Genomic DNA, 14,665 nt, shown 5'->3' on the forward strand with positions numbered 1-14,665 from the left:
CCGTGGCCGATCTTCTCGGTGAGCCGGTAGCGACCGGCGATCAACCGGGTGGTGGTCACGGCTGGTCCTCGCGGGCCTGCCGACGCAGCAACTCGCCGAGTTCACGCAGGTCGTGGGCGGTCCCGGAGGCGGGGGTGGCGGGCGCGGAGGGAGCCGGGGACGCGGTCGGCGCGGTGGGCGCGGGACCGGCGGTCGGCGCGGGTACGCCGTACCCGGGCACGGTCGCCGCGTACGGCGGGGCCGGCGGGGAGCCGTACGGCGAGGGGTACTGCGAGGGGTACTGCGCAGCGGTCGGGGCCGCGTACGGTGCGGCCGCCTGCGGGGTGGGCCGACCGGACTCCCAGACCGCGCGGCGGTCCATCAGCAGGAAGTGCGCCGTGGGCACCAACCAGAGCACGATCAGGGTGGTCTGGCCGGTGGTGTCGGCGGTCGGGTCCTGGAGGCTGCCGGCGATCCCGGCGGAGACCATCATGGTCAGCAGCAGCGCGCAGAACACCACCGCGCCGACGATGTCGTACGCCCGCCTGCGCCGGACCGCCAGCACCAGCGAGGGGACGACCCCGAGCAGGCCGACCGTCAGCAGCGGGGCCAGCGCGCACGCGACCCGCACCGGCGTCCCGAACCGGCCGGGAATCGGTGGCCGGCCGGCGCCCGACCCCACCCCCGGCCCCACCCCCGCCGCAGGAACCGCGCCCGGCCCGTACGGCGTGCCGCCGGGCGGCGGTCCGAACTGCCCGGGGTACTGCCCTGACATGCGCGCTCCTGAGCTGGTGAGGACCGGTGGCGGTGCGAACGGTTCAGCACACCGTACCGCCCGGCCCGGTCCGCCCGGAGGCCTTCCGTCCGCTCGGTTCCGCATCGGTATCGCGCCGGTACCGCCCCGCTACCGGGCCGCCACCGGGCCGACGGCGGACTGCCGCTGAGCCCGCGTCACCTCACTCGGCCGGCGGCGCCAGGGTGCCCGTCGCCAGTGCGTCCGTCGCGCCCTGGACCAGGGTGCGCCCGAGGGCGGCGGCCTGGCCGAGGGCGGTGTCGAACGCGGCGAGGCGGGCGAAGGCGGCGCCGAGCCGCCGCTGGGCGGGGAGCGGGAGGCGGGGCAGCTCGACCCGGCGGATGTCGAGGCGGGCGGTGGTGGTGGCGTGGCTGGCGGCGCGCCGGGTGCCGGCGGTGGAGCGGAAGTGGCCGGCCAGGAACTCGGGGTCGAGGGCGCCCGGATCGGGCCGCAGCAGGTGGAGTTGGCGGCCGAGGGCGGCGCCGACCAGCGGGCCCTCGGTGGGGACGACGCGGGCGGTGCCGCCGCCGAGGGCGGGGACGAGGACGTCGCCGGGCCGGGTGCGGACGTCCCCGGCGGGGCCGGTTGCGGTGGCGAGGACGGCACTGGGCGCGGCGCCGGTGGCGAGGTCCTGGTCGGTGACGACGAGGGTGCCCCCCGCTGCCGTACCGGCCGCTCCCGTACCGGCCGTTCCCGACCCCACCGGGCGAGTGGCAGTGCCGCTGCCGGTGCCGGGTCCGGTGCCGGTGCCGGTGCCGGTGCCGGTGCCGGAGGAGTACACCTCCAGTGCGCCGCTGCGGACCAGTTCACCGATGGTGACCACACCGACGGACCCGGCACCGGACCCGGCACCGGGCTCGGCACCCGTCGCGGCACCCGCCTCCGCGCCCGGCTGCGGCAGCAGCGTGGCGGGGTCGGCCAAACCGGCCAGGAGTTCGGCCAACCGGCTGCCGACGTGGGAGAGTTCGGCCGCGCCGCCGAGCGGGGCGGCGGGCGGGACGTGCCGAGCCGGGGAGAGGTCGGTCTCGTCGTCGAGCAGGTCGATGGCGGCCACGGCCCGGTGGACTCCGGGGCGGTCGGCCGGAACCGGCAGGCCCTCGCGGGCGGCCAGGTCGAAGCCGCGCCAGGCGGCCAGGACGGTGCGGCGCAGCTCGGGCCAGTCGACCTTGTCCCGGCCGCCCTCGGCGGCGGGCGCCCCTGCGGCTCCGGTGGAGAGCGCCGCCCGGGCGGAGAGCGCCGCCCCGGCGTCGAGCAGCAGCACCTGGCGGAAGTCGTCCCCCGGCCGGGGCGCGCGCAGCACCCACAGGTGCAGCGGGACACCGTACGGCGGGGCGGCTCCGGCGGGCAGCGCGATGACGGCGCGCAGTGCGCCGGAGCGGAGCAGTTCGGCGCGGACGCGGCGGCCGGACCGGCGGGTGGCGACGGTCGGCGGCAGCAGGAGGGCGGCCAGGCCGCCGGGGCGGGTGTGGGCGAGGCAGTGCAGCACCCAGGCGAGTTCGGACTCGCCGCGCGGCGGCACGAGCCCGCCGGGCCAGCGGGTGTCGAACTGCAACTCGTCGTGGCCCCAGTCGCGTTCGTTGTACGGGGGCTGGCAGAGCACGGCCTCGAAGGTGTCGCCGGGGTAGCCGTCGGCCCGCAGGGCGTCGCCGGTGCGCAGTTCCAGCGGGAGCGGGCCGGGCTCGTCGGCGGGGGTGTGCAGGGCGAGCCGGAGCTGGGCAAGGACGGCGGCGACCGGGTCGGCGTCCTGGCCGTAGCGCCCGGTGGTCGGCGGGTGCGCGAGCAGGACGGCGCCGAGGCCGACGGCCGGGTCGAGCACGGTGGCGGGGACGCCGGCGACGGCGGCGAGCAGTTCGGCGGCCTCCGGCGGGGTGGGGCTGAGCTGCCGGGTGTTGGCCTCGGCGTGACGGGTGAGCAGTTGCTCGTACGCGCCGGCCGGGCCGGCGTCGGCGGCGAGCGCGGCGAGCCGTCGGGCGAGGTCCAGCTGGGTGCTGCCGAGCAGGGCGGGGAGGCCGAGGAGGCGGGCACCGTCCGGGCCGAAGGTGTGAACGGTGGTGTCGGCCACGGCCCGGGGCAGCGCGAGGGCGAGCCGGGTGTCGGGCTGGTCGGCGAGCTCGGCCCAGCGCCCGGGCGCCCGGTGCAGCAGCAGGAGCAGTGCGCCGGCCTCGACCAGCGGGGCGGCGGGGTGGCCGGCCGGGTCGCGGAGGGTGTCGACGAGCTGCCACACCTGCTCCAGCAGCGGGAGTTCGGCGATCTTGCCCTGGGCGCGCAGCCAGGAGTCCACGTCGGCGAGCGCGAAGGTCGGGCTGGCGTCGGTGCCGCCGACCGGGCGGGGGAAGTCGGGGTGACGGCGGCGCCAGTTGCTGACCGCGGCCCGGCCGACGCCGGCCAGTCGGGCGATCTCGACGGCGGTGACTTCGGGGCGGTCCGGCACGGGGGCCTCCTTCGGTGGGGCTGTGGCCACACGGCGCAGCACTGTGACCACACAGCATAGCGATGCGCCTCGTGATCCGAGTTCACATGTGAACAGAGCTCTTTTGTGAAATCTTGTTGACAGGGTTCACGGGCGAGTGGTGTGATTTCTCCGTCGCCACCGACCGGGGGCGATACAGGGAAGACCACCGATCACCGGGAGACACCCATGTCCGCGAACGCCCGCCGCACCGCTGTCCGCCGCTCCGCCACCCGCCGCACCGCCGCCCTGCTGCTGGGCGCCGCGCTGGTGACGCTCTCCGCGACGGCGTGCAACTCCACCGGCGGCTCCTCCGTCTCGACCGAGGCGAAGCAGACCGCGGCCGCCCCCGGCAACGGCACCGACGCCGCCAAGCCGGCCGAGAGCAAGCCGGCCGACACCGCCAAGGCCCCCGCCAAGGTCGGCGACACCATCGCGCTCAAGGGCAACGACCCGGCCGACACCGCCGACGTGACGCTGGTGAAGGTGGTCGACACCGCCGAGGGGGCGGACGAGTTCACCCACCCGGCCGACGGCAAGCGCTTCGTGGCGATCCAGTTCCGGATCAAGGCGAGCGGCAAGAAGGCCTACAGCGACGTCCCGGCCAACAGCGCCAAGGTGCTGGACGCCCAGGGCCAGGCCTTCGGCACGACGATCGCCGACACCAAGGCCGGCCCGAGCTTCCAGGTCCCCGCCAACATCGCCCCCGGTGAGAGCGCCCTCGGCTTCGTCACCTTCGAGGTGCCGAAGGACGCGAAGCTCGACAAGGCCCAGTTCGGCCTGGACAGCGGATTCGCCCCGCAGACCGGCCAGTGGAAGCTCGGCTGACGGCCCTGTTCACAACCGTCGGCCGCACAGTCGCAGCCCCACCACAGCCGCAGCCGCAGCCACACGGGTCGTCGCCCCGAGGGTTGCCGTCGCCGGGGTCACACGCAGAACGGCGGCCCCGGGCAGAGCCCGAGACCGCCGTGAGCCATCGCCCGACGGACGCTACTTCTTCGCCCCCGCCAGGTCGTCGAACATGGCCGACAGGAACTCCCGGCACCAACCCAGCAGTTCCCGGCCGACCAGCGGCTTGCCGCCGATCCGACCGGTGCTCGGTCGCGGCACCAGGAGCTGCTGGGCCGCCGCCTTGACCTGGCTGCGCGGGTAGAGCCGGTTCAGCCGCAGCTGCTGGGACTCCCGCAGCTCCACCGGCCCGAAGCGGACGTTGGAGCCCTGCAGGGTGATGTCCGAGATGCCGCACCGCCGGGCGTACAGCCGCAGCGCCGCGACCAGCAGCAGGTTCTCCACCGGCTCGGGCAGCTTGCCGTAGCGGTCCACGAGCTCGTCCCGGACCTGCTTGATGTCGTCCTCGGAGTTGACCGCCGCGATCGAGCGGTACGCCTGCAGCCGCAGCCGCTCGCCGGGCGCGTAGTCGTGCGGCACGTGTGCGTCGACCGGCAGCTCGATCTTCACCTCCAGCGGCTCCTCCTCCGGCTCGCCGCCGCCTGCCAGCGACTCGCGGAACTCGGCCACCGCCTCGCCGACCATCCGCATGTAGAGGTCGAAGCCGACGCCCGCGATGTGCCCGGACTGCTCGCCGCCGAGCAGGTTCCCGGCGCCGCGGATCTCCAGGTCCTTCATCGCGACGTACATGCCGGCGCCCATCTCGGTGTGCTGGGCGATGGTGGCCAGGCGCTCGTGTGCGGTCTCGGTGAGCGGCTTCTCCGGCGGGTACAGCATGTACGCGTAGCCGCGCTCGCGGCCACGCCCCACCCGGCCGCGCAGCTGGTGCAGCTGGGAGAGGCCGAAGGTGTCACCGCGCTCGACGATCAGGGTGTTGGCGTTGGAGATATCGATGCCGGACTCCACGATCGTGGTCGACACCAGGACGTCGAACTCCTTCTCCCAGAAGTCGACGACGACCTTCTCCAGCTGGGTCTCCCCCATCTGCCCGTGCGCGGTGGCGATCCGCGCCTCGGGCACCAGGTCCTTCAGGCGGGCGGCCGCCTTGTCGATCGACTCCACCCGGTTGTGGATGTAGAACACCTGGCCCTCGCGCAGGAGTTCACGCCGGATCGCGGCCGAGATCTGCTTCTCGTCGTACGGCCCGACGAAGGTCAGCACCGGGTGCCGCTCCTCCGGCGGGGTGGTGATGGTGGACATCTCGCGGATGCCGGTGACCGCCATCTCCAGGGTGCGCGGGATCGGGGTCGCGGACATGGTGAGCACGTCCACGTTGGCCCGCAGCTTCTTCAGCTGCTCCTTGTGCTCGACGCCGAAGCGCTGCTCCTCGTCGACGATGACCAGGCCGAGGTCCTTGAACCTGGTCTCGGAGGAGAACAGCCGGTGGGTACCGATGACGACGTCCACCGAGCCCTCGAACAGCCCCTCCAGGACGGCCTTGGCCTCGCTGTCGGTCTGGAAGCGGGACAGCGCCTTCACCGTCACCGGGAAGTTGGCGTACCGCTCGGCGAAGGTCGAGAAGTGCTGCTGCACCAGCAGCGTGGTCGGCACCAGCACCGCCACCTGCTTGCCGTCCTGCACCGCCTTGAACGCGGCCCGCACGGCGATCTCGGTCTTGCCGTAGCCGACGTCGCCGCAGATCAGCCGGTCCATCGGGACGGACTTCTCCATGTCGGACTTGACCTCGGCGATGGTGGTCAGCTGGTCCGGGGTCTCCGCGTACGGGAAGGCGTCCTCCAGCTCGCGCTGCCACGGGGTGTCCGGGCCGAAGGTGTGGCCGGGGGCGGCCATCCGCGCCGAGTACAGCTTGATCAGGTCGGCGGCGATCTCCTTGACCGCCTTCTTGGCCCGCTGCTTGGTCTTCGCCCAGTCCGCGCCGCCGAGCCGGTGCAGCGTCGGGGCCTCACCGCCGACGTACTTGGTGACCTGGTCGAGCTGGTCGGTCGGCACGAACAGCCGGTCGCCGGGGTGGCCGCGCTTGGCCGGGGCGTACTCCAGCACCAGGTACTCGCGGGTGGCGCCCTGGACGGTGCGCTGCACCATCTCGACGTACTTGCCGACACCGTGCGCCTCGTGGACGACGTAGTCGCCGGCGACGAGCGCCAGCGGGTCGATCGCGTTGCGGCGGCGCGAGGGCATCCGGCGCATGTCCTTGGTGGAGGACTTCTGGCCGGACAGGTCGGTCTCGGTGATGACCGTGAGCTTCAGCTGCTCGTCCACGAAGCCGTGTTCGATCGAGCCGCAGGACACGTGGACGACGTCCCGGGTGGGCGCCTCGGCGAGGTCGGCGACGAGGCGGGCCGGGATGCCCTCGTTGCCCAGCACCTCGGCGAGGCGGGAGGCGGGCCCGTGCCCCTCGGTCACCATGACGACCCGCCAGTCCGCGGCCAGCCGCTCCTTGGCGTCGGCGATCGCACGTGCGGTGTCGCCCCGGTAGGCCTCGACGGCGTGCATGCCGAGCGTCAGCGTGTTGGCGTCGAACTCCAGGATGCCGTCGACGGCCGACTCGCTGGTCGCGAACGGACTGACGGACCACCAGGGCAGCCCGATCTCGGCGGCGTGCTCGCGCACCTCGGCGAGCGAGCGCAGCGAGGCGGCGGAGACGTCGATCGTCTCCAGGTCGATCGGCCGGTCCCCGCCCGCCGCGGCCGCGACCCAGGAGGCGTGCAGGAACTCCTGACTGGTCGCCACCAGGTCGGCGGCCCGGGTGCGGACCCGCTCGGGGTCGCAGACCACCGCGACCGAGCCCAGCGGGAGCACGTCGACCAGCAGCTCCATGTCGTCCACCAGCACGGGTGCCAGCGACTCCATGCCCTCGACCGCGATGCCCTCGGCGATCTTGTCCAGGATCTCGGCCAGTCCGGGGTGCTCGGCGGACAGCTCGGCGGCCCGCGCCCGCACCTCGTCGGTGAGCAGCAGCTCACGGCAGGGCGGCGCCCACAGGCCGTGCTCGGCGATCTCCAGCGAGCGCTGGTCGGCGACCTTGAAGTACCGGATCTCCTCGACGTCGTCGCCCCAGAACTCCACCCGCAGGGGGTGTTCCTCGGTCGGCGGGAAGACGTCCAGGATGCCGCCACGGACGGCGAACTCGCCGCGCTTCTCGACCAGTTCGACGCGGGCGTAGGCGGCCGCGGCGAGCCGGCGGGCCACCTCCTCCAGGTCGTGCGACTCCCCCCGCCGGACGGCCACCGGCTCCAGCTCGGCCAGGCCCTTGACCTGCGGCTGCAGCACCGAGCGGACGGGGGCGACGATCACCTGCACCGGCCCGGCCGCCGGGTCCTCCGCATGCGGATGCACGATGCGGCGCAGCACGGCCAGCCGGCGGCCGACGGTGTCCGAGCGGGGCGACAGCCGCTCGTGCGGCAGCGTCTCCCAGGCGGGGAACTCGGCGACGGCGTCGGCGGGCAGCAGCGAGCGCAGCGAGGCGGCCAGGTCCTCGGCCTCCCGGCCGGTCGCGGTGACGGCGAGCACCGGACGGCCCCGCTCCCCGGCGGCCCGCCCAGCGAGCGCCCGGGCCAGTGCGGCGATGGCGAACGGCCGGGCGGCGGGCGGTCCGACCAGGTCCAGGTGGCGGCGTCCGCCGGCCGCGGCTCCGGTGGCGGTGGCCGCCTCGATCGCCTCGGCGAGCGCCGCGTCCCGCGCGACGACATCGAGCAGTCCGGTCAGGCTCATCTGGGGTCTCTTCTTCGTCCCGTGGCTGGAGCTGCCCCCGGGCGGCGAGGGCCCGCCAGGGCAACGCGAACGACCCGGCACGCCGAGCGGCCGGGGGTCTCCAGACTACGCCGCGGGAGGGACACGCACGCGGCGTACCGCCCCGGCGGGGACGAACCGCCGCCCGGCCCCCTCTCCTCCGGCCTGACCATGGCCCTCCTCCGGCCTGACCATGGCCCTCCTCCGGCCTGACCATGGCCCTCCTCCGGCCCGGCTGCGGCCCGCCTCTGGCAGGGACATGTCCGGGGACGAACCACCGGACGGAACACCGGACCGACCGGTGGACGAACCAGCCGGGCGCCGCGCCCCGGCGGTCACGGTCATCCGCCACGAACTGGACATACTCCGGTCACTGGCCGTCCATGGAGATCGCGCACCATGGTGAACGTGCCCGCCGCACCCAACCGTGGGGGATGGCTGTGGCGGCACTGTCGCACCCCCGATGGGGGTCGGAGGTGCGAGGCCGGGCGACCCTGGGTGGGGGCGCCCGCCCAAGCGCCGGGAACCGTGGCGCCCTTTCCTGGAGGGCGCCACGGGTCTCGGCCTACTTCGTTTCCCCGGCCGGCGTCCGGTCCGCCGCACCGGCCGGTCACCGACGCCGAACGACCGGCCGCAACGCGGAGGCCCTGACCGCCCGGGAGGCGGTCAGGGCCCGGGACGAGAAGCTCACCCGGCCGCTCGCGGGCGAGGCGACGCGAGGCAGGCGGCCGGGGTCGTGGCGCGCAGCCGCCGGAAGCCCGGCGAACCGTCAACGGCGCCGGTAGCTCACGGTGTTGGGGGTCGCGTAGCCGCTGCCGTCGTCCACGATGACGATCTTCGGGACGATCCGGGTCTCCTCCTCCGACTGCCGCGCGGCACCGGCACCGGCTCCGGCCTTCGCGGCCTTCCCCTCCGCACCGCCGTCCCCCTCGGCTCCCGCTTCGGCCGACGCGTCGACCGCCGCTCCAGCCGCCGCTTCGGACTGCGAGGCGGACTGTGAGTCCGGCGGTGAAGCGGGCTTCGGCGGGACCACGGCCGGCGTGACCGGACCGGTCACCACGGCCTCGGCGGACGCCTTGGCAGCACCTCCGCCGACCACCGGCGAGCGCAGCACCGCCGTCGCCGCCGCGCCCGTGGCCGCACCCGCGGCCCGCAGGGCGGTCGGCGCCTGCCCGGAGGCCGAGGCCTTCCGCAGGTTGGTCACCGGGATCTCCCCGGTGTCCGCCTCCGAGTCCACCGGCACGGCATCGGCGACCGCGTCCGTCGGAGCCGGAGCCGGAGCCGATGCCGGAGCCTTCGACGGCTCCGGAGCCACAGCCGCGACGGGGGCCGCCGGAGCCGCGGGACCCCCGGCCACGCCGGTCACCACCTCGGGCTCGATCTGGCCGACCGCCGCCCCGGTGAGCGAGGCCAACGTGGCCTTGATGTGGTCCAGGTGCTGCTGCACCGTGTCCAGCCGGGTGTCGAACTCGCGCTGCTCGCGCTCGCTCGCCGCGTTGACCTTCTCGGCCTCCCGGCGGGCCTGCTCGATCAGCTGGTCGGCCTTGGACTGGGCGTCCGTCTCCAGCTGCTTGATCCGGTTCAGCACGGTCTCCCGGTGCTGTTCCGCCTCCTTGACCCGGCGCTCGGCGGTCGCGGAGACCTCGGTCTCCTCGGCGTCGGCCTTGGCCTGGGCGGCGGCGAAGGTCTCGTCGGCCTTGCGGCGCCGGGCGGCCAGCTCGGCCTCGGCCTGCTCGCTGGCCTCGGCGGCGGCCACCCGCACCTTGGCGGCGTAGGCGGTGGCGGAGTCCCGGGCGGCGCGGCTCTCCCGGTCGGACTCCGAGCGGATGCCCTCGGCCTCGGCACGGGTGCGCTCGTCGGTGCGGCGGGCGGCCGCGTCGGCCTCGGTACGGGTGGTGGTGCCGTACTCCTTGGCCTCCCGGTCGAGCGTCTGCCCGGCCTCGTAGACCTCGTCGCGCAGGTCCTCGGCGAAGCGCTCCGCCTTCTCCCGGACGGCGCCCGCCTCGTTCCCGGCCATCACGGCCAGTCCGGCGGCCTGCTCGCTGAGCACCTGGTAGTCGGGCTCCGGAGCCTCCTCGGCGGCCCGGCGGATGTCTTCCAGCCGGGCCTCCATCTGCCGGATCCCGGCACCCAGGACGCTGAGCCGTTCCCACGACTCGTCGCGCTGTGCGGTGAGCGCGGCAAGTGCTCGCTCGACCTGCTCGGGCGCGTAGCCGCGCCGGGCCTGGGTGAAGCCGTACTGGGGGACGGCGTCGCTCATGGGCTCTTCCCCTCGTTCGCGGGCTGCGGAGCCCATGATCGGACGGAACGGCCGGATCCGGAACCGGTTCGGAGCCCGGGGCCGGATTCGGTCGTCGTGCGGACCGAAATACGTCGAGGACCGGACGAATAGACCCATCCTCTTGACCTATTTTGCGCAGATCGGGGCGAAACCCCAACGAGGCACAGCCACGGCGGCACGCCGGAGGGGCCGTCCCGGACACCGGAACGACCCCTCCCCACCTGCGAGGATCCGCGACGGTCCGCTACAGCAGACCGTCCCAGAACTGCTCCAGCAGCACGGCCCACCACGTGTCCGCGTTCTGCAGGGCCGCCGGGTCGATCGCGGCGAGCTGGGCCTGGAAGTCGGTCGTCCAGCGACCGGCCTGGTCCGGCGTCAGCCCGTACCGCAGCCGCCACATCCGGCCCAGCAGGGCCAGCGCGCGGACGAACTCCGGTACACCGCTGTTGACGAACCGGGGCGGCTGGCCGGTTCCATCGACGTCCACCGCGACCACGTTCGCGGTGCCGTACTGGACGCACAGCTGGCGGCCGTAGTCGTTGCCGAGCACCAGGTAGCCGCCGAAGTCCGGGCCGCCGGCCAGGCCGCGCTCGGCGGCCAGCTCGGCGAGCGTCGGGATCGGACGGCCCTCCTGCGCCTGCGCCCAGAAGAACGGCCCGAAGTCGCGCGGCAGCCCGGCCCACATCAGGGACTGGGACACCGGCTCGGGCACGCCCTGGCGGGAGACGGCACGCTGCTCGTAGCGGAACACGTTCTGCCCGAAGGCGGCGCCGACCTCCTGGGCCAGCTGCTGCGGCGGGAGCGGCGGCAGCGCCTGGACCGTCCCGGGCGTCGGCAGCGGGACCCGGAACGGGCGGACCCGCTGGGCACCGGAGGCCAGCTGGTGCAGCTCGTCCAGGTGGTCGAGCAGCTCGGCCATCCCCGCCTGCCGGGAGGCGTGGTCGCGGCCGTACGGGGCGGTGTGGGTGAGCCGGACGTTCGGCCAGGACGCGGCGATCATGCGGTTGCAGTAGCCGCCCGGCAGGTCACACGACTCCAGCTCGGTGTAGAGCTCCAGCACCTGCTCCGGCGGCACGTTGAGCCGGCGCAGGTCCTGGAGGATCTTCCACTCCGGGTGCGGGGTGCCGGGCTCGCTGCGGTGCAGCAGCTTCTGCTCCGAGCCGTCCGGGCCCCGGTAGCTGAGCGCGGCGAAGTAGCCCGGGCCGACCGCGGGCACCCCGGGGGGCACCGGCGCGGGCTGCGGCGAGCCGGTCACCGCCGCCGGGGGGACGACCCCGGCTGCGCCGCCCGCGTTCGGGTAGCCGTAGCCGGCCGCGGGCGCGACCGGGGCCGCCGGGCCGCCGGGCGGCGGCGGGACGGCGGGGCCGCCGGACGGCGGGGTGCCCGGGTCCGCCGGGCCGCCGCCCAGCAGTGCGGGGTCGATCGCGCTCGCCAGCTGGGTCGCCTCGTACGCCACCCCGGCCGAGGGCGTGCCACCGGCCGGGGTGCCCTGGGGCGCCGGGGCGCCGCCGCGCAGCCCCGCCGGGGGCGGGGGCGGCGGGGTCGAACCGGCCGTACGGCCACCGGGGGTGCCGGCGGGCGTGCCGGAACCGCCGGTGTGCTTCAGCTCGGCGGGCGGGGGCGGCGGCGGGGCAGAGTTGCCGCCGCGGCCCGGCGCGCCGGGAGCGACGCCCGCACCGGGCGCACCGGCGGGGCCGCCGCGCAGCGCGGCCGGCGGGGGCGGCGGCGGGGCCGAGCCCGGGGCGCGGCCGAGACCGCCCTGCGGCGCGCCGGCGGCGGGCGTCCCGGTGGCCGGGGCGCCGGGCAGGCCGGCGAGGCCGGGGGCTCCGCCGGGCGGAGCCAGCATGGTCGGCGCGTGCTCCACCGGCGCACCGGGCGGCACCGGCGCACCAGGCGGCACCGGCGCACCGGGCGGGGTGGCCGGGGCACCCGGCAGGCCGGCGAGACCGGGGGCTCCGCCGGGCGGAGCGAGCATGGTCGGCGCGTGCTCCACCGGCGCACCGGGCGGCACCGGCGCACCGGGCGGGGTGGCCGGGGCACCCGGCAGGCCCATCAGCCCGGGCATCGCGTCCGGCGGCGCGAGCAGCGTCGGCGCCGGCTCGGCGGCCGGGGCGGGTGCGGGTGCCGGCGGCTGGGCGGCGGACGGCGGGACCGGAGGCATGCCGTAGCCGCCGCTCGCCGGCGGCATCAGCATGGTCGCGGCCTCGGCGCCCGGTGCGGGCGCGTCGGGCAGGTCCGAGCCGGTGGTCCGCAGCCCGTCGGGCATCAGGACGGTCGCCGCCTCGGCGCCGACCGGCGGCGCCGGCGGTCCGGCGTGCGGTCCGGCGGGCGGTCCGGCGGGCGGTCCGACCGGGGCAGCGGGCGGCAGCAGCGGCGCGGCGGCCTGCGGCTGCGGCGCGACGACCGGCTCGTCGAAGCCCGGCGGCGGGGCGAGCATGGTCGGCGCGTCCCCGGCGGGCCGGTCGGAAACCGGCGGCTCGGTCAACACGGCGGGCGCGGGCGGCACCGCCGGAGCGAACGGATCCTCGACGGGCGCGGGCGCCGGAGCGGGCGCGGGAGCAGGCGCGGGCGCCGGAGCGGGCGCGGGAGCAGGCGCGGGCGCCGGAGCGGGCGCGGGCGCCGGAGCGCCGGCCTGCGGGGCGGCCGAACCGCCCGCCAGCCGCTCCGCCTCCGCGGCGATCGCCGCGGCCCCCGCCTCCTGCAGCCACTGCGGCGGGCTGAGCAGGAAGGACGTCGCCTCCACCGGCCCCGGCGCGGGCTTCGCCGCCCCCGCCGGGTTGGCCGCGACCGGCCGCCCGTAGATCTCCTCGTACTGCCGGACCACCTCGTTGACGGGCAGCGCCGGCCAGAGCGAACTGGCGCCCGTGTCCCGGGCGATCACCAGCCGTGCCTCACCCGAGCCGCCACCCGAACCGACCGAGCCGTCCGGCCCCACGGCCCCGGCCCCGTCCCCGGTCCCGTCCCCGGGCGGCATCGCCCAGCAGACGAAGCCCAGGTCGAACTCCCGGACCCGCACCTCACGCTGCCGCGAGCGCGGCACTCCGCCGTTGATCCACTCCTCGGCGAGCTCCTGCGCCTGCGCGTACGTCACCACGCCCGGTTCACCCCTGTCCGCATCCTCGTCGTCCCCCGTTCCACCGGCACCACCGCGACCACCGCGGCCACCGCGATCCCGCGCATCAGCCCACCGGGACGGCCCGGGCGAACCCGCCGTCCACCATCAGCTCCGCGACCGTCTCCAGCTCCGGCGGGCTGCCCGCCAACCGCAGCAGGAAGGCGTCGAAGTCCTCGCCACAGGGCAGCAGCAGTCGGGCGCAGCGGTCCTCCGGGGCCTCCGGGCCACCGGTGTCGCGGGCGTCGTCGTACAGGTGGAACCAGACCGAGCCGGTCCGCTCGCCGCGCACCTTGAGCGCGACGAGGCCGCCCTGCGCGTAGGCGATCGCCAGGTAGTCCTTGGTGAGGTGGTCGCGCAGGCACTTGTTGGCGTACACGACGTCCTGGGTGCCGTACTCCTCGGCCAGCGTCAGGAACGGCTGGTCGAGCAGCAGGCCGAGGTCGGTGTCCAGCGCCACGCCGACCGGGCCGCGGCCGCCGCCCAGCTTGAGGAAGGTGCGGTAGGCGCCGGGCAGCCGGTAGCCGAGGCGCTCCTCGGCGCGCTGCACCAGGTCCTCAGGGACGCCGATCGGGTCGCCGCCGTCCTTGGCCAGCGAGAAGTGGACTGCCCGGCGCTCCTGCAGCGGGCGGGTGCCGCGCCGGGTGTGGTCGGCGGCGGAGACGGCCAGGCCGCCGTGGTGCCGCAGCAGTGCCTTGACCTCGACCGGGACGAGCTCCATCCGCCGCCAGCCGGGGGCGGCGCGGCCGACCGCGTGGTGCCAGGTCCAGCCGGGCGGGGTGGCCACGGCCGTCTCCAGGTCGGCCCAGAGCGGGTGGCCCTGGGTGTAGAGCGCGGCGTTGGCCGAGACGTAGTCGGTCAGCCGCAGTTCGTCCACGCCGAAGCCCTCCGGCGGGTCCGCGACCTCGGCCGCGGCGGCGGCGTACGGGCCGAAGTCCGGGTAGCCGTACTCGTCCACGCTGACCCCGGCGGGGTGCCGCTCGGCACGGACCGGATCCGGGAACTGCACCACCTGACCTGCGTACGCCGCGTTCGGTGCGGCGGCGACGCCGGGCCGACCTGTCGTCATCTGGGAGCCCCCACTGGCTGCTGCAAATACTCGGTGCTTGCTGACACCAGCCTAGGGGGTCCCCTCAAGGCCCGGGCCCCCGCCTTTGGACAACCTCCGCCCCCGCGGCCCGGCCTGTCGCCGCCCGCCCGGCACCCGCGTCGGCCGCCCCTGCCGAGCCCCGGTGAGCCCTGGTGAGCGCCGGTGGGGTGCGGCCACGAGGCGGGCCGAGCAGTTCGTGGGCGTCCCGTCCGGCGACCGGGAACGGCCCGGAGCGGTGGCCGAGATGACGGAACGCGGGCTGCGGGGCGGGCGCCGCAGGCCGGGCCGACCCCGGCTCCCGACGTCCGGCCCCGGCACCCGGC

7 protein-coding genes are annotated in these 14,665 nt (G+C 75.9%); 1 reads left to right on the top strand and 6 read right to left on the bottom strand.

Translation table 11 applies throughout. The annotated features are described in order from the left end of the window. Window positions 1-55: 55 nt before the first annotated feature. Window positions 56-754 (bottom strand): hypothetical protein, encoded by a 699-nt coding sequence (locus ABTY56_RS16535; protein ID WP_350629484.1) that lies wholly within the window; start codon window positions 752-754, stop codon window positions 56-58. 181 nt (window positions 755-935) lie between these two features. Then, window positions 936-3,203, bottom strand: a complete 2,268-nt coding sequence (locus tag ABTY56_RS16540) for an N-6 DNA methylase (RefSeq protein ID WP_350629486.1) — start codon at window positions 3,201-3,203, stop codon at window positions 936-938. Between the two features lie 207 nt (window positions 3,204-3,410). Between ABTY56_RS16540 and ABTY56_RS16545 the strand changes: the two genes are divergently transcribed. Next, window positions 3,411-4,049, top strand: a complete 639-nt coding sequence (locus ABTY56_RS16545) for a DUF4352 domain-containing protein (RefSeq protein ID WP_350629488.1) — start codon at window positions 3,411-3,413, stop codon at window positions 4,047-4,049. 162 nt (window positions 4,050-4,211) lie between these two features. On the opposite strand, the gene mfd is transcribed toward ABTY56_RS16545, so the two are convergent. The 4 genes from mfd to ABTY56_RS16565 form a co-directional block, all read right to left on the bottom strand. Next, window positions 4,212-7,841: a transcription-repair coupling factor gene (gene mfd / locus ABTY56_RS16550; protein ID WP_350629490.1), complete on the bottom strand. Its 3,630-nt coding sequence runs from the start codon at window positions 7,839-7,841 to the stop codon at window positions 4,212-4,214. A 787-nt stretch (window positions 7,842-8,628) separates the two neighbouring features. Beyond that, window positions 8,629-10,119: a hypothetical protein gene (locus ABTY56_RS16555; RefSeq protein WP_350629492.1), complete on the bottom strand. Its 1,491-nt coding sequence runs from the start codon at window positions 10,117-10,119 to the stop codon at window positions 8,629-8,631. Window positions 10,120-10,384: 265 nt separating this feature from the next. Beyond that, window positions 10,385-13,234: an SUKH-4 family immunity protein gene (locus ABTY56_RS16560; RefSeq protein ID WP_350629494.1), complete on the bottom strand. Its 2,850-nt coding sequence runs from the start codon at window positions 13,232-13,234 to the stop codon at window positions 10,385-10,387. A gap of 85 nt (window positions 13,235-13,319) precedes the next feature. Beyond that, window positions 13,320-14,321 carry an SMI1/KNR4 family protein gene (locus ABTY56_RS16565; protein ID WP_350629496.1) on the bottom strand — a complete coding sequence of 334 codons (1,002 nt, stop codon included), beginning with the start codon at window positions 14,319-14,321 and terminating at the stop codon, window positions 13,320-13,322. Window positions 14,322-14,665: the final 344 nt, after the last annotated feature.

The sequence above is a fragment of the Kitasatospora sp. NPDC097691 genome, assembly GCF_040302665.1.
Taxonomy (GTDB): domain Bacteria; phylum Actinomycetota; class Actinomycetes; order Streptomycetales; family Streptomycetaceae; genus Kitasatospora.